This window comes from Micromonospora sp. NPDC050686, from assembly GCF_040654475.1.
Classification (GTDB): domain Bacteria; phylum Actinomycetota; class Actinomycetes; order Mycobacteriales; family Micromonosporaceae; genus Micromonospora.
The window spans coordinates 1-14136 of sequence record NZ_JBFAID010000064.1; the positions used below are offsets into that span (position 1 = coordinate 1).

A 14136-nucleotide genomic window follows, 5' to 3' on the forward strand; every position below is an offset into this window, starting at 1 on the left:
TCAACAGCAGTATTCAACGCTTCTCGATCCTGAACTCGCCCTGTCCGGCGGACTTGCTATGAGCCGCTGGCCTCAACTCACCCTGACAGACAGGGCGCTGCCGACGGATTGGCCATGACTCCGTCCCCGGCCGCTCTAATCGGGGCGAGGCGGTGAGATGCGTTAGTGAGAGTACTTCCGCCGGTGACCGTTGACGCTTGCCTCAGCACCCTTGTACCAGCAGCCAGGCTTAGGGCAGGACACCCACCTGTCGTTGCGTTGCACAGCTTCGTGGATGACTGATCGCCCAGGGTTATAGCCGTGCTTATGCAGGAGTTGGGCCACTTGGCCGCCGTATTCGGCAGCCACGAGGGCGGCTTCGGCAATCTTGTCGTGACCTTGAGCGAAGAACGAGCCGATGCCTGTCTCGTTGCCACAGCCACACCAGCACGTGCCCGTCGGGATCAGTCGCGGGAGATCGAGGCTTGTCATGCACTCAAGGTAGCCCTTCTAGGATAGATGTCAAGGCGGTGTTCCAAGGAAGGGATCCATGGGTTGAACCGGTGGGTCGATGTTGTCCGCCAGTGTCGGCAGTTGTCGTTCCCTGTGGTCCAGCCCTGGGCGGCGTCTTGCCTGCTTTGACCGTTGGCATCGCTCACTACCACGGCGTTCGTTGACATTCGGCTGACTCGTGGGCTTTTGCTGGCTGCTGCGCGGCCGGCCGCTTGCCCGCTCGCGCACTTCGGTGCAGCATCCCGACATGGTCGACGCCTTCGGCTTGATCGCCGACCTCGCAACCTGGTCCCCGTGGATGCCCTTCGCACTCGCGATTCAGCAGGCGCCACGGTTGCCTGGTGTGTACCTCGCGCGCCACACGGCCACCGGGCCGCTGGTCTACGTCGGCATGGCAGGCGAGCGCCGAGGTCAGGGCATCAAGGGCCGTCTCACGGTCTACTACCGCGGCAAGGCCGCCGTTAGTGGACTCGGCGAGGCCGCACTCGACCGCGCCCTCTCTGACTTGGAGTGGCTACGGCAGCGAGTGGCTGAGGTCGAGGCGGGACATCCGCGTAGGGCCGCATCGTGGGCTCAAGATGCCATCCATCACGCGGACCTTCACATCAGCTGGGCCACGACGGCTGACAGAGAGACCGCCGTCGCTCTGGAGCGCGGAGCTCTCACGGCCCTCGCCAGCGCCTCGCTCTGGAACCGGGGCCGGTGAGTGACCCCAGGCTGCGCTGAGCATTCACTTACAAGCTCTGTGCACCATGTCCGCGCTTGTCTGAGACGAGCCGTGGGCTCGGAGCGGCGTCTCTCCCTGTGCTCGTCCCGCGTCGCCGCCCAGCGACGTTGCTGTCAGTGTTGCTGTCGGCACGGCGCTAACAGCGTGGCCAGCTATACGTGAGCCGGTATTGCTGACCTGCCGACGCGCGAACCTAAGCTAAGCAAGCGGGCGTCGGATAGCCCTATCGGTGTTCAATGGCGGCACGATAATCGGGACGTCCTGTCCCTTAGCGTGCTGCCAATCCGAACCTGATTGACTAGGTTGCCACTGTGGACAACCTACTGGCCGGCGTGATCGGCGCTCTGCTCGGGCTCACGGGCGTTGCCCTAGGCGGGTGGCTCCAGCGGCGGGCGGAACACCAACGCTGGCTGCGCGATCAAAAGCTGCGGGCTGCCATCGACTTCATCGGAGCTACGGGAGCGGTATATGACCGTCGCCGAAGGCTCACGTCTGCCGGGCCAATTGACACGGACGAAGTCACCGAGTGGGCACGCGCCCAGGATGGCCGATCAGCGCTCTACTTGCTGTGCGATGAGAAGACGGTTGTAGTAGCGGAGGCGCTCATCACAAGAATCAGGCGCATCGAACCAGCGACCGACGGTTCTCACGACGGGGAAGCGATCAACCTCCTGCGCGATCTCGTTCGCCGGCTTCGAGTAGAACTCGGAGCCGGGCTGGGCAAGTAGGCCCTGTTTTGTCGACTCCTTGCGGCTGCACGGTCGCTTGAAAACGCCCCGGACTCAACGATGGTCGGGGCCAGTGATCACAGCGACCAGGCCGAGACGGAGCCCCTACCCGACGCCCGCCGGGGGGATCCGGGTGCAGGTTGTCGGCGAGTGAGGTTCCGCGCGAAGCAGCGATGCTGGGCAACTGCTGCCTGCGGCTTATTGATGGACCTCCCCAGCCGTCGTTGAGGCTTTCGCTGCCTCCTCGCTGCCCTCAGCCTGGGGTGTCTGGCTGCGGCGGCCAGCCCGCTCCATGCTGTACGGTCGCCCCCTTACGGACTTCGGAGGGCCACGTTGGCTCACGGGCGTGAGCATCTTCAGGGGAGGGATCTAGCCGATGGGAGCGATAGGCCTGATCATCGGGATGTTGCTGCTTGCCCTGCTCGCAGTCATGCCGTACCTGCTAGGGCAACGCCTAGCCCAGTTGTTAGGCGAGAGCCCCGATGGTCACCTGGGATCAGTCCTCGGCTGGGCACTGGTCTTGTTGGTGTGGGGATCCTTCGTGTGGATGAAGTGGCTGGGACCTGCAATGCAGCAGCGCCGCCTACGCCGCCGACTGGAAAAATCAGAAGGTTCGGAACCTGTTTCCGATGCACTCTGGGACTTGACCACGGGGGGAGCTCTCTGGCTGCCCTGGGTGTTCATGGTGGTGGTCATGGTCATCGCATTGTGCGCGTTGGGACCGCCGGAGGACCCAGCAAACCGAGATCCTTGGGATAACTTGTTTCAATAGGCAGCTGTCAGTCGTTGCACCTCCTCGCTCCACTGAAAGCGGCCAAGAGGGTCAACCTTGGCGACGTCTCGCTTACAAGGCGCTTTCGGCAAAGATCGCAGCGTGTGCCGACGTCCACTGGGTCCGGGTCTGCGGCGGGTTCCGTCCGCAAACGTCCGGCCTCGGCCGCCACCGTTGATGTCAACGGCTGATGTCAAGCGCTTGTCGGGCCGCTTCCTGTAAGAAATGGGCAGGCATGTTGACCTGCGCGTGGAGTATCCTGCCGTCCATGGCGTCGTGGGATCCCAGCAGATGTCGATGCACGCAGGCTTATGAAGAGTGGTCCCTTGTCGAGCCCGACATTCGCCAGTTCCTGAGCCTGACGGCTCAGTTCGCCACGCAGGCCTACGACCAAACCTTTACGTCAATCTCTCCGAGCCGCGCAAGTTACCCTGACGCACCAGACGAAGCAGACATCTTCTACAACCAAGTGGGCGGGCTGTTGCCACACGACCACGAGTGGATGCTGTGCTGCGCCCCCTTGAGAGACGCCACGTCTGCCTTCGAGATCTACGTGTTCAAGGCTGTCTGCGAAGTTGCGGCGGAGCGGGGGTTGCCCCAGCCTCTACTCAAGCTCTCTGGTCTACGGGATGGTCGGTTGCACGACGCCCGTCACACGGCCGCCACGGTGCTGCTGATCCTCGGCGTGGCGGAGCGAGCGGTGATGGGCATCATGGGCTGGTCGAACTCGGCAATGGCGGTCCGGTACCAGCACGTCACGACTCAGGTGCGCCGGGACATCGCACAGCGCGTCGGCGGCTGCTGTGGGAGAAACCGGCAGAGGGCCATGAACGGCACCTTGAACCCAACTGAGACCGGAACTGAGACCAGAAGCGGAACGCCCGACCGATCCCTGAGGATCGACCGGGCGTTCTCGCATTTCACGAGCGGTGGCGGAGGGATTTGAACCCTCGGAGGGCGTAAACCCTCACACGCTTTCGAGGCGTGCTCCTTAGGCCGCTCGGACACGCCACCGCCGACGAGGGTACAGGACCACCGGATGGGACGCCGAACCGGTATCCCGCCGGTCGGCCTGGCAGGATCTTTGCCATGAGTACGCACATCGGCGCTAAGCCGGGAGAGATCGCCGAGCGGGTCCTGATGCCGGGCGACCCGCTGCGGGCCAAGTGGATCGCGGAGACCTACCTCGAGGACGCCAAGTGCTACTCGACGGTGCGCGGCATGCTGGGCTTCACCGGGCGCTGGAACGGCGTCGAGGTGTCGGTCCAGGGCTCCGGCATGGGCATGCCCTCCGCTTCCATCTACGCCCACGAGCTGATCAACGAGTACGGCGTGAAGACCCTGATCCGTGTCGGCTCCTGCGGTGCCCTCTCGGAGGACCTGCGGCTGCGGGACGTGGTGGCCGCGATCGGCTCGTCCACCGACTCGAACATGAACCGGATGCGGTTCGACGGGCTGATCGACTACGCCCCGGTGGCCGACTTCGGGCTGCTGCGTACGTCGGTCGAGGTGGCCGAGCGGCGCGGCATCACCATGCGGGTGGGTCCGATCCTGGCCGCGGACGCCTTCTACACCGACCGGCCGGACCTCTACGACAGCCTGGCCGACTACGGGGTGCTGGCGGTCGAGATGGAGTCGGCGGCGCTCTACACCATCGCCGCCCGGTTCAAGGCCCGCGCGCTGACCATCCTGACGGTCAGCGACCACATCAAGACCGGCGAGAAGACCACCGCCGAGGAGCGCGAGCAGACCTTCAGCCAGATGGTCGAGGTCGGCCTCGACACCGTGATCTCCTGAACCTTCCGCAGCTCTCGCCGCCCCGTCACCGTCCCGGTGGCGGGGCGGCGGCGACATAGCTCACAAGAATAAGTACGACCGGTCGTTCTTTTTCGTCTAGGCTCCTCGCATGACCATCGACGGCCGCCTGGCCCGCGGCGAACGCACCCGGACCGTGGTGCTGGACGCGGCCGTGGCCCTGGCCACCGAGGCGGGTCTGCACGGGCTCTCCCTCGGGCAGCTCGCCGACACCCTCGGCGTGAGCAAATCCGGCCTGTTCGCGCACTGGCGGTCGAAGGAGGCCCTCCAGCTCGCCACCGTCGACCGGGCCGTCGAGCAGTGGCAGGAGTGGATCATCGAGCCGGCCCTGCACGCCCCGCGGGGCGTCCGACGGATCCGGGCGCTGCACGAGGCCCGGATCGACTTCTATGCCGCGCGGGTGCTTCCCGGCGGTTGCTTCTTCGCCAACACCGAGTTCGAGTTCAATGCCCGGCCGGGCCCGGTCCGGGACCGGCTCGTCGACGCGTACGGCCGCTGGACCCTGTTCCTCGAACGCCTCGTCCACGAGGCCGTCGCCCTCGGCGAACTCCCCGCGGACCTGGACGTCCCGCAGCTGGCGTACGAGATCGACGCGCTGGGGATCAGCGCCGTGATGCGCTCCCGGATGCTGGACCCCGACACCGCCTACCGGCAGGCCCGCCAGGGTCTGCTGAACCGGCTACGGGCCCTGTGCCCCGAGCCGACCCTGCTAACGGAAGGCCTGTCATGAGCCACGCCATCGCCGACCAGCCCGTCGTCGAGTTCGGCCACGTCGAGCACGTCACGGTGCACTTCGACGAACTCGACGCCATGGGCATCCTGCACAACGCCCGGTACGCGGTGCTGCTGGAGCGGGCCCTCACGCCCTACTGGGCAGAGCGTGGTGTCTCCTTCACCGGCGGGCAGCTCAGCGCCCCGGACGTGTTCCACGCGGTGCGCGAGTTCACCATCAGATACCGGGCCCCGATCACGGGCACCGGCCCGGTGGGCGTGCACTTCTGGCTCGACCACTTCGGGACCAGCAGCGCGCGGTACGCCTTCGAGTTCCGCTCGGTCGACGGCGCCATCCGGTACGCCGAAGGGACCCGGTCCATCGTGCGGCTCGATCCGGCCACCATGCGTCCGGCCCCGTGGACCGACGCGGCCCGGGCGGTGGCCGCCACCTTGCTGCGACCCGCCACCGTGCCCGCCTGATCCCTCGGTGTTGAGCGGGGGCCCCGCCTCTACCGAAGACGTTGAGCGGGGCCCCGCCTTACCGGAAGAAGGCGCGGAGGATGGCGGCGTTCTCCGCTTCGAGGACGCCGCCGTACACCTCGGGGCGGTGGTTGAGGCGGCGGTCGCGCAGCACGTCCCAGAGCGAGCCGGCGGCGCCGGTCTTGGGTTCCCAGGCGCCGAAGACCACCGTGCCGATCCGGGCCAGCACCAGCGCGCCGGCGCACATCGTGCAGGGTTCCAGGGTGACCACCAGGGTGCAGTCGTCCAGTCGCCAGCGGCCCAGCCGTTCGGCGGCGCGGCGCAGCGCCAGCACCTCGGCGTGGGCGGTGGGGTCGCCGGTCAGTTCGCGTTCGTTGCGGCCGATCGCCAGCTCGGCGCCGTCCGGCCCGTAGACCACCGCGCCCACCGGCACGTCGTCGGCCACCGCGTCGGGCCCGGCGGGCGGTTCGGGGCCGGTGACCGCGACCTCGACGGCCCGGCGCATCCACAGCTCGTGCCGCTGCCGGCGGCCCGTCCCGGCCCACTCGGCGAACCCCTCGTCGGCGCCCGGCCCGACCCGCCCGGCCGCGCCGGGCGTCGGCTGTCCCGGGCGTACGGTGCCCAGTGCCGGGTCGGTGGCGTCGGCCGGTTCGGCGGCACCCGCCAGCGGCGAGCCACCGCCGGGCAGCTCGATCCCGCCGGACGGCGGCTCAGACCTCACGCAGCTCCTCGACCTCGTCGGCGCAGCCGAGCACCTGGCACACCTCGGTGGTGACGTCGCCCGGCAGCATGCCCTCCCGGGCACAGAGGTTGAGCAGGCGTTGGGCGGAGACGCCCAGGTCGGCCAGGAGGTCCGCGTCCCCGACCGGGTCGGCCTCCGGGTCGACGGCCGGCTGCTCGCTCTCCTCGTCCCCGGCGGAACCGCCGGCGGGCGCCGCCGGCTCGTCGGTGTCGTCGAGCCCGGTCACCGAGGTCTTGAGGTCGCCGACCAGCAGGGCGCCCAGCCGGGACTCCTCGGCCAGCGCCGAGTCCGAACCGAAGACCCGCAGGTCCTCGCCGTCGTCCAGCCGCATGACCACCAGATAGGTGTCGTCGACCTCGACGAAGAGCAGGGACAGGTCCGCGTCCGGCTCGACGTCACGCAGGCGCTCGGCCACCTCGTCGAGGTCGGCGGCACCCCGCAGGCTCAGCTCGTCCGCGGTCCAGCCACCCTCGACGCGCACCGCCGCGGCAGCGAAGTACGACACGGTCCCCCCAAAAATCGCCTCGGCACAGCACGCCGACCCGTTACGCGTGCACGTTAGCCGGTCGGGTCGGCAGGCGACCGGTCAACGCCCCGAAGGGCCGGTCATTCCGGGGAACTCGGCCTGGAGTCAGCCAGCGATGCGGCGGCGGGTGGCGATCAGCTGGCGCAGCTTGTCGGTGCGTACCCGCCGCGGCCGGTCCCGTTGCTGGGCCGCGCGGGCACCGGCCAGCTGGGCGATGAGCTGCTGGCGACGACGGCTGCGCTCGGGATCGAGTTGCTGGGTGATCCAGGCCATACCGCGAGCGTGCCCAGTCACAGCGGGTACGTCAAGATGCCGTTCGTTGCGCAGTGTGGCACCTACGCAGCGTGTCCGGCGGTCACCAGAGCGGCCAGTCGCCGGAGGTCGCCCAGCGCACCGCCAGCACGGCCGCGGCGATGCTCCAGCCGCCCGCCGTGACGATGGCGATCCCGGCGGCCACCCCCCGGTCGCCGAACCGGACCAGCAGCGCCGCGGCGAGCCAGGCAGCGGCCCCCGCGAACGCCGTCCACCAGGCATAACTTGGCATGTCGCGGCCGAGCAGACCGAACAGCAGCAGCCAGGCGGCGGCGAGCGCGCCGCCCATGGCGACCCCGCTGCCGGTGATCGGGTGCGGCTCGCGCCAGGTCGGTCGCGGGGGCGGCCCGGCGGGGAACAGCCCCGACGGAACCCGCGGCAGCGGGCGGCCCGTGGCCGGGTCGACCGGATAGCCGGGCTGGCCCTGCATCGGCGGCGCCCCCTTCACTCAGCGTGACTACAGTGGGAGGGATCGCCGCCCCCGCGACGCGGCCGGCGCGGGACCCCACCCCACCGTACTGGTCTGCCAGGATGACGGGATGCGCTCGCGATCCGCCCGACGTCGCCGCGTCGCCGCCTTCCCGGTCCTGCTGCTGCTGGCGCCGGCGCTGGCCGCCGGCTGCGCCGGCGGTGACCGGCCCGCCGCCGCGCCCACCGGCGGCTGGGTGCCGCCCAGCGGCGTGGCGACCGCCGAGCAGCCGGCGCCCACGGCGACGCGGGCGACCTCGGCCCGGTCGTCGCCCGCCGCCTCGGCCTCGCCGTCGCAGTCGGCCAGCCCGACCCGGACGAATCTTCGGCGGGTCTTCCCGGTCCGGGCCGGCAACGTCGACTACCACCCGACGCACTCGGGCTACCCGGGCACCGACATCTTCGCCGACTGTGGCGAGCCGGTGGTGGCGGTGACCGACGGCCAGGTGCTGGAGGTGTCCCGGGTGGACCGGTTCCGCAAGGGCGGTCCGCTGGGGCCGTACAACGGCGGCCTGTCGGTTTCGCTGCTCGGCGACGACGGGGTGCGCTACTACGGCTCGCACCTGAGCGCGATCGCCGACGGGATCGCGGCGGGCACCCGGGTACACGCCGGTCAGGCCCTCGGCAAGGTCGGCCGGACGGGCAACGCGAACAACGTCTGCCACCTGCACTTCGGGCTCTCCCCGAAGTGCTCCGGCCACGACGACTGGTGGATCCGGCGGGGCGTGGTCTGGCCGGCCCGCTATCTCGACTCGTGGCGCCGGGGCGGCAACCGCTCCCCGGCGGCCGAGGTGACCGAGTGGCGGCGCGAGCACGGCTGCCCGAAGAAGTCCTCGTCCTCCGGCGGCGGCTGACCTCGCGCCGACCCGGCCACCCGCTGATCCGCACCGACCCGGTCACCCCCGGTGGGCGGGCCGGGCCGGCGTGGGAGCGAGCCCGCCGGCCGGCCAAACGCGACATCCCGGCTTAACCGGTCGGACACATTGACGTGCGTCGTGCCGATCGGTACCGTCCGGTCGTGAGAGAGCGCTCTCTCGGATAACAAACCTCATAATTCCGACGAGCTCCGGGCCGGCCCCGACCGGCCCGACGCATGGGAGGCACCCGTGAAACCTCCTGCACCACACCGCACCTGGGCGCTCGCCGCCACCACCGCGCTCGCCCTCGTCCTCGGCGGCCTCACCGTCGCCGCCACCACCGACGCCCAGGCCGCCTCCGTGGGGGCCGGCAGCTACACCACCGACCGGGTGGGGCCCCTCCCCACCGGCTGCGGCGACCTCTCCACCAACCCCCGGCAGTTCGTCACAGCCGACGCGCCGTCCGGCCCGGTCCCCACCAACGACTGGTGGTCGTCCCTGCTGTGGAAGAAGACCAACTGCGCGTACAGCGAGCCGCTGCACGCGCACCCGCTCTCCTATCAGACCTTCAGCGACGGCCTCGGCTTCTCGGCCACCTCCGTCCCGACCGTCACCGGCACCGCCACCGGCGTGGGCGAGTACAAGTACGCCTACTCCGAGGACTTCCGGGTCGGCGTCGCCGCCCTGGGCGTCCCGGTGGTGAAGGTCGACGGCTGGTCCGACTGGACAGTCACCCCGTACTGGAGTGACGGCGCCCGGACCATGCGCGCCACCATCGGTCACGGCCTGCCCTTCGCCTACTTCCGGACCAGCGGCGGCGACACGGTGCTCAACCCGACCGGCGGCAGCCCGACCGTCTGGTCGAACAGCGGCGCCACCATCGGCTTCACCATCAAGGGCCACGACTACGTCGGGTACGCCCCGAGCGGCGCGACCTGGTCGGTGTCCAGCGGCCGGATCTCGTCCACCCTGGCCGGCAAGGGCTACTTCTCGATCGCGCTGCTGCCCACCACCCCGAACACCGACGCGGCGTCGCGCGCCGAGCTCGCCGCGACCTACGGCCGGTACGCGCACGCCCACGTCACCGGCACCCGGCTCGGCTACGCGTACGACCCGGCCGGCGGGACGGTGACCAGCACGTACGGCTTCACCACCCGGGCCCTGGAGGGCACCGAGACCCGGACCGTGGTGAGCCTCTACCCGCACCAGTGGAAGGCGCTCACCGGCGCCACCCCGCTCGCGCTCAGCTACCCCTCGGCGCGGGGCCGGATGAAGGTGCTCGCCGGAATCTCGCAGTTCCGCACCGCGATGAAGTTCCACGGCGTACTGCCGGAGCTGCCCGCCGTCGCCACCGGCGCCGGCGCCGACCTCACCCAGCTCCGGGACCAGCTCGCCGCGGTGCGCGGCAACCCGATGGACGCCCGGGGCGGCGACACCTACTGGACCGGCAAGGGCCTGGGCCGGGCGGCCCGGATCGCCGAGATCGCCGACCTGGTCGGTGACGCGCAGACCCGTACCGCGGCGCTGAACGCGATCCGGTCGACCCTGACCGACTGGTTCACCGCCTCGCCCGGCAAGGCCGCGCGGGTCTTCTACTACGACCGCAACTGGGGCACGCTGATCGGCTACCCGGCGTCGTACGGCTCCGACGAGGAGCTCAACGACCACCACTTCCACTACGGCTACTTCATCGCGGCGGCCGCCACGCTGGCCAAATTCGACCCGACCTGGGCCCGTTCCGACCAGTACGGCGGCATGGTGGACCTGCTGATCCGGGACGCCAACAACTACGACCGGGCGGACAACCGCTTCCCGTACCTGCGCGACTTCGACATCTACGCCGGGCACGACTGGGCCTCCGGGCACGGCTCGTTCAACGCCGGCAACAACCAGGAGTCGTCGTCGGAGGGGATGAACTACGCCAACGCGCTGATCCAGTGGGGCCAGGCCACCGGGAACACCGCGGTCCGCGACGCCGGCATCTTCATCTACACCACCCAGGCGGCGGCGATCCAGGAGTACTGGTTCGACGCCGACGACGAGAACTTCCCCACGAACTTCGGCCACTCCACGGTCGGCATGGTCTGGGGTGACGGCGGGGCGTACGCCACCTGGTTCAGCGCCGAGCCGGAGATGATCCAGGGCATCAACATGCTGCCGGTCACCGGCGGCCACCTGTACCTGGGCTACCGCCCGGCCTACAACAAGTTGAACTACGCCGAGCTGGTCCGCAACAACGGCGGCGAGCCGACGGTGTGGCAGGACATCATGTGGCAGTTCCTCGCCCTCGGCGATCCGGACGCGGCGCTGAGCAAGCTGCGGGCCAACCCCGGCTACACCCCGGAGGAGGGGGAGAGCCGGGCGCACACCTTCCACTGGATCCGCAACCTCGCCGCGCTGGGCCAGGTCGACACGTCGATCACCGCCGACCACCCGCTGGCCGCGGTGTTCAACCGCAACGGGTCCCGCACCTACGTGGCCAGCAACATCACCGCCGCGCCGCGGACGGTCACCTTCTCCGACGGCACCCGCCTCACGGTCGCCGCCGGGAAGACGGCCACCACCGGGGCGTACGCCTGGAGCGGCGGCAGCGCCACCGGCGGGTCGGACACCGGCACCCCGCCGCCGACCACCCCGCCCGCCACCACGCCGCCACCGACCACGCCGCCCGCCACCACGCCCCCGCCGACCACCCCGCCGCCGGCCTCCTCGCCGACGCAGTACCTGCTCAGCGGCGGGGCGATGGGCGCGGCCGGCGCCTCGGGCAGCACCACGGTCACCGGCGCCGGGGGCGCCAACTGGGACGGCACCCCGCACAACCCGGTGGTCTTCACCTCGACCGGGCTGAACCTGGCCTACCAGGGCGGGCAGACCGGCTTCGACCTGTTCCTCGACGCCAACCAGGCGGTCGGCAACGGGGTGCAGCTGCGGGTGTCGTACGACCTGACCGGCGACGGCACCTTCGACCGGGTCGAGACGTACCGCTACTTCGCGACCGATCCGGTGCCCGGCTGGGAGCACTACACGCAGCACCAGGGGCTGCTCTCCAGCACCGGCACGCTGGGCAACCTCCGCAACGGCACGGTGCAGGTGAAGGTCTGGTCCGCCATCGGCGTCAACCCGTCCACCCTCGGCACCGGTGACCGGTCGGTCGTGCGGCTGCCGTACTCCTGATTCCCCCACGCACCACCACCCCGCGCCGCCGGTCGTCCCCCGACCGGCGGCGCGGGCGCGTAGGTTATCCGGGCATGAGCCGGGATCCCATCGCCGACCTGCGCCGGATCGCGTTCCTGCTGGAACGGGCCAACGAGGCCACCTACCGGGTACGGGCGTTCCGCTCGGCGGCGAAGGCCCTCGCCGCGCTGCCCGCCGCCGAGATCGCCGAGCGGGCCCGCACCGGAAAGCTCACCGAGCTGGCCGGCGTCGGTGACGTCACCGCCCGGTGCGTCACCGAGTCGCTGGCCGGTGAGGAGCCGGTCTACCTGCGCCGGCTGGTCGCCACCGAGGGCACCGACCTGGACGAGGCGGCCACGAAGCTGCGGGCCGCGCTGCGCGGCGACTGCCACACCCACTCCGACTGGTCGGACGGCGGATCACCGATCGAGGAGATGGCCCTCGCCGCGGTGGAGCTGGGCCACGAGTACCTGGTGCTGACCGACCACTCGCCACGGCTGAAGGTGGCCCGGGGCCTGACCGCCGACCGGCTCCGCCGGCAGCTCGACCTGGTGGCGGCGATCAACGAGGCGCTGCCGAAGGGATTCCGCATCCTCACCGGCATCGAGGTGGACATCCTCGCCGACGGGTCGCTGGACCAGGACGAGAAGCTGCTGGCCCGCCTCGACGTGGTGGTCGGCTCGGTGCACAGCGGGCTGAACGACGAGCGGGCCCGGATGACCCGGCGAATGCTGACCGCGATCGCCAACCCGCACCTGGACATCCTCGGTCACTGCACCGGGCGGATGGTGTCGTCCCGCCCGGCCGGCATCAAGGGCCCTGGCGACCGGGCGCACCGGGCGCGTACCCGCGCGGAGAGCGACTTCGACGCGGACGCCGTCTTCGCCGCGTGCGCCGAGCACGACGTGGCGGTGGAGATCAACTCCCGGCCGGAGCGGCAGGACCCGCCGAAGCGGCTGATCTGCCGGGCGCTGGAGGCGGGCTGCCGGTTCGCGATCGACACCGACGCGCACGCCCCCGGCCAGCTCGACTGGCAGCGGTTCGGCTGCGAGCGGGCCGCGCTCTGCGGCGTGCCGGCGGACCGGGTGGTGAACACCTGGTCCGCGACCCGCCTGGTCAAGTGGGCCCGGTCCCACGGCTGACCGCGACCGGCCCGCCAGCGGGGCGGGCCGCCCGGCGGCCGGTATGCGGCACCTCGGGCCATCCCGAAGCCGCGACCGGCGGGTCAGCGGTGGCCGGCCGGCTCCGCGGCGGGAACGGCCGGGGCGGCGACGGGCCGGCGCCGGCGCCCGCCGACCAGGCCCTGGGTGACCGCCACCCCGAGCAGCACGATCAGCGCGCCGACCGGCTGGTGCCAGTTCAGCCGCTCGTTGAGCGCGAGGGCGCCGATCAGCACCGCGAAGACCGGGATCAGGTAGGTCACGGTGGAGGCGGTGCTGGCGCCGGCCACCCGGATGTTGCGGATGTTGATCACGAAGGCCAACCCGGTGCCCAGCGCGCCGAGCGCCAGCACGCAGGCCACCACGTCGGCGGAGAGCGCGGTCGGCGCCGGGGGCGCCCCGACCGCCAGCGGCGTGACCACCGCGAGCTGCGCCGTCGCGATGAGCAGTTGGGCCGCCGAGAGCGACAGCCCGGAGTGGGTGCTGCCCGCGATGAACTTCTTCTGGTACGGGATGGCGACGCCGTAGCAGGCCGCCGCGCCGAAGCACAGCAGCTGACCGACGAAGTGCGACCCGCCGACGCCCTCCCAGATGCCCAGCACCACCAGCACGCCCAGGAAACCCAGCCCGAGGCCGACCGCGCGGCGCAGGTTCAGCCGCTCGGTGCGGAAGACCAGCACCGCCATCGGCAGCACGATCAGCGGGGTGGTGGCGTTCCAGATGCCGGCCAGCATCGACTCGACCCGCTGCTCGCCGTAGCCGAAGAGGGTGAACGGGAGCGCCACGCCGAGGGCGGCGACCACGAACAGGTGCGCCCAGATCCGCGGCTCGCGGGGCAGCCGGTCGCGCAGCAGCGCCAGCACCACCACCAGGGTCAGCGCGCCGGCGGCCACCCGGTAGAGGGTGAGCTGGAGCGGGTGCAGCTCGCGGATGCCGATCTTGATGAACAGGAAGCTGGAACCCCAGATCGCGGCCAGCGCGATGAATCCCGGCAGCCAGCTGCGCAGCGGCGCCTTGTCAGGAGTGGTAACGGCGGTCACCCCTGACACTCTGCCGCAGGGGTACGACGAAGTCCCGCGAAATTCGGACCGCGTGTCCACCGCCACAGGCAACCCGCACCGATGATCGTCGTTGATCAGCCGGAGGTGTGACAAAGTGCGGCTTTCGCA

13 protein-coding genes, 1 tRNA gene and 2 pseudogenes are annotated in these 14136 nt (G+C 70.5%); 10 read left to right on the forward strand and 6 right to left on the reverse strand.

What is annotated here, in order from left to right; genetic code table 11:
• Window positions 1-739: 739 nt before the first annotated feature.
• The 4 genes and pseudogenes from AB0H57_RS28455 to AB0H57_RS28470 form a co-directional block, all read left to right on the forward strand.
• Complete coding sequence (locus tag AB0H57_RS28455) at window positions 740-1198, forward strand: hypothetical protein (RefSeq protein ID WP_357511689.1); 459 nt, start codon at window positions 740-742, stop codon at window positions 1196-1198.
• Between the two features lie 332 nt (window positions 1199-1530).
• Window positions 1531-1947 carry a hypothetical protein gene (locus tag AB0H57_RS28460; protein ID WP_357511691.1) on the forward strand — a complete coding sequence of 139 codons (417 nt, stop codon included), beginning with the start codon at window positions 1531-1533 and terminating at the stop codon, window positions 1945-1947.
• Between the two features lie 376 nt (window positions 1948-2323).
• Entirely contained in the window at window positions 2324-2719 is a 396-nt protein-coding gene (locus AB0H57_RS28465) for a hypothetical protein (RefSeq protein ID WP_357511693.1), read from the forward strand.
• A gap of 604 nt (window positions 2720-3323) precedes the next feature.
• A pseudogene (locus tag AB0H57_RS28470) lies at window positions 3324-3518 on the forward strand (tyrosine-type recombinase/integrase); the annotation flags it as partial.
• Between the two features lie 128 nt (window positions 3519-3646).
• On the opposite strand, the gene AB0H57_RS28475 reads toward AB0H57_RS28470, so the two are convergent.
• Window positions 3647-3733 (reverse strand) — tRNA-Ser (locus tag AB0H57_RS28475).
• A 75-nt stretch (window positions 3734-3808) separates the two neighbouring features.
• Between AB0H57_RS28475 and deoD the strand changes: the two genes are divergently transcribed.
• The 3 genes from deoD to AB0H57_RS28490 all read left to right on the forward strand — a co-directional run bounded on the left by deoD (window position 3809) and on the right by AB0H57_RS28490 (window position 5728).
• Entirely contained in the window at window positions 3809-4516 is a 708-nt protein-coding gene (gene deoD / locus AB0H57_RS28480) for a purine-nucleoside phosphorylase (RefSeq protein ID WP_357511695.1), read from the forward strand.
• A 109-nt stretch (window positions 4517-4625) separates the two neighbouring features.
• Entirely contained in the window at window positions 4626-5264 is a 639-nt protein-coding gene (locus AB0H57_RS28485; RefSeq protein WP_357511696.1) for a TetR/AcrR family transcriptional regulator, read from the forward strand.
• Window positions 5261-5728: a thioesterase family protein gene (locus tag AB0H57_RS28490; protein WP_357511697.1), complete on the forward strand. Its 468-nt coding sequence runs from the start codon at window positions 5261-5263 to the stop codon at window positions 5726-5728. Before AB0H57_RS28485 ends, AB0H57_RS28490 begins: the two co-directional genes overlap by 4 nt.
• 58 nt (window positions 5729-5786) lie before the next feature.
• On the opposite strand, the gene AB0H57_RS28495 is transcribed toward AB0H57_RS28490, so the two are convergent.
• The 4 genes from AB0H57_RS28495 to AB0H57_RS28510 form a co-directional block, all read right to left on the reverse strand.
• Window positions 5787-6233, reverse strand: coding sequence for a nucleoside deaminase (locus AB0H57_RS28495; RefSeq protein WP_357511735.1), 447 nt, complete (start codon window positions 6231-6233; stop codon window positions 5787-5789).
• Window positions 6234-6438: 205 nt separating this feature from the next.
• The gene (locus AB0H57_RS28500) at window positions 6439-6975 is read right to left on the reverse strand and encodes a tRNA adenosine deaminase-associated protein (protein WP_357511699.1); all 537 of its coding nucleotides are present in this window, start codon (window positions 6973-6975) and stop codon (window positions 6439-6441) included.
• Between the two features lie 126 nt (window positions 6976-7101).
• Window positions 7102-7269 carry a hypothetical protein gene (locus AB0H57_RS28505; protein ID WP_357511701.1) on the reverse strand — a complete coding sequence of 56 codons (168 nt, stop codon included), beginning with the start codon at window positions 7267-7269 and terminating at the stop codon, window positions 7102-7104.
• A gap of 82 nt (window positions 7270-7351) precedes the next feature.
• The gene (locus tag AB0H57_RS28510) at window positions 7352-7738 is read right to left on the reverse strand and encodes a hypothetical protein (protein ID WP_357511703.1); all 387 of its coding nucleotides are present in this window, start codon (window positions 7736-7738) and stop codon (window positions 7352-7354) included.
• A 109-nt stretch (window positions 7739-7847) separates the two neighbouring features.
• On the opposite strand from AB0H57_RS28510, the gene AB0H57_RS28515 reads away from it, so the two are divergent.
• The 3 genes from AB0H57_RS28515 (at window position 7848) to AB0H57_RS28525 (ending at window position 12949) form a co-directional block, all read left to right on the forward strand.
• Window positions 7848-8630 carry a M23 family metallopeptidase gene (locus tag AB0H57_RS28515; RefSeq protein ID WP_357511705.1) on the forward strand — a complete coding sequence of 261 codons (783 nt, stop codon included), beginning with the start codon at window positions 7848-7850 and terminating at the stop codon, window positions 8628-8630.
• Window positions 8631-8882: 252 nt separating this feature from the next.
• Window positions 8883-11807 (forward strand): glycosyl hydrolase, encoded by a 2925-nt coding sequence (locus tag AB0H57_RS28520; RefSeq protein ID WP_357511707.1) that lies wholly within the window; start codon window positions 8883-8885, stop codon window positions 11805-11807.
• Window positions 11808-11881: 74 nt separating this feature from the next.
• Entirely contained in the window at window positions 11882-12949 is a 1068-nt protein-coding gene (locus tag AB0H57_RS28525) for a PHP domain-containing protein (protein ID WP_357511709.1), read from the forward strand.
• Here AB0H57_RS28525 and AB0H57_RS28530 read toward each other — a convergent pair.
• Window positions 12832-14007 (reverse strand): annotated as a pseudogene (locus AB0H57_RS28530) (DMT family transporter); the annotation flags it as partial. The gene AB0H57_RS28525 and the pseudogene AB0H57_RS28530 sit on opposite strands and share 118 nt — an antisense overlap.
• Window positions 14008-14136: the final 129 nt, after the last annotated feature.

Bases quoted from the DNA above. Each gene is read 5' to 3' on its own strand.
- AB0H57_RS28465 (WP_357511693.1), top strand. From the start codon at position 2,324: ATGGGAGCGATAGGCCTGATCATCGGGATGTTGCTGCTTGCCCTGCTC.
- AB0H57_RS28515 (WP_357511705.1), top strand. From the start codon at position 7,848: ATGCGCTCGCGATCCGCCCGACGTCGCCGCGTCGCCGCCTTCCCGGTC.
- AB0H57_RS28485 (WP_357511696.1), top strand. From the start codon at position 4,626: ATGACCATCGACGGCCGCCTGGCCCGCGGCGAACGCACCCGGACCGTG.
- AB0H57_RS28490 (WP_357511697.1), top strand. From the start codon at position 5,261: ATGAGCCACGCCATCGCCGACCAGCCCGTCGTCGAGTTCGGCCACGTC.
- AB0H57_RS28455 (WP_357511689.1), top strand. From the start codon at position 740: ATGGTCGACGCCTTCGGCTTGATCGCCGACCTCGCAACCTGGTCCCCG.
- AB0H57_RS28525 (WP_357511709.1), top strand. From the start codon at position 11,882: ATGAGCCGGGATCCCATCGCCGACCTGCGCCGGATCGCGTTCCTGCTG.
- AB0H57_RS28495 (WP_357511735.1), bottom strand. From the start codon at position 6,233: ATGCGCCGGGCCGTCGAGGTCGCGGTCACCGGCCCCGAACCGCCCGCC.
- AB0H57_RS28510 (WP_357511703.1), bottom strand. From the start codon at position 7,738: ATGCAGGGCCAGCCCGGCTATCCGGTCGACCCGGCCACGGGCCGCCCG.
- AB0H57_RS28505 (WP_357511701.1), bottom strand. From the start codon at position 7,269: ATGGCCTGGATCACCCAGCAACTCGATCCCGAGCGCAGCCGTCGTCGC.
- deoD (WP_357511695.1), top strand. From the start codon at position 3,809: ATGAGTACGCACATCGGCGCTAAGCCGGGAGAGATCGCCGAGCGGGTC.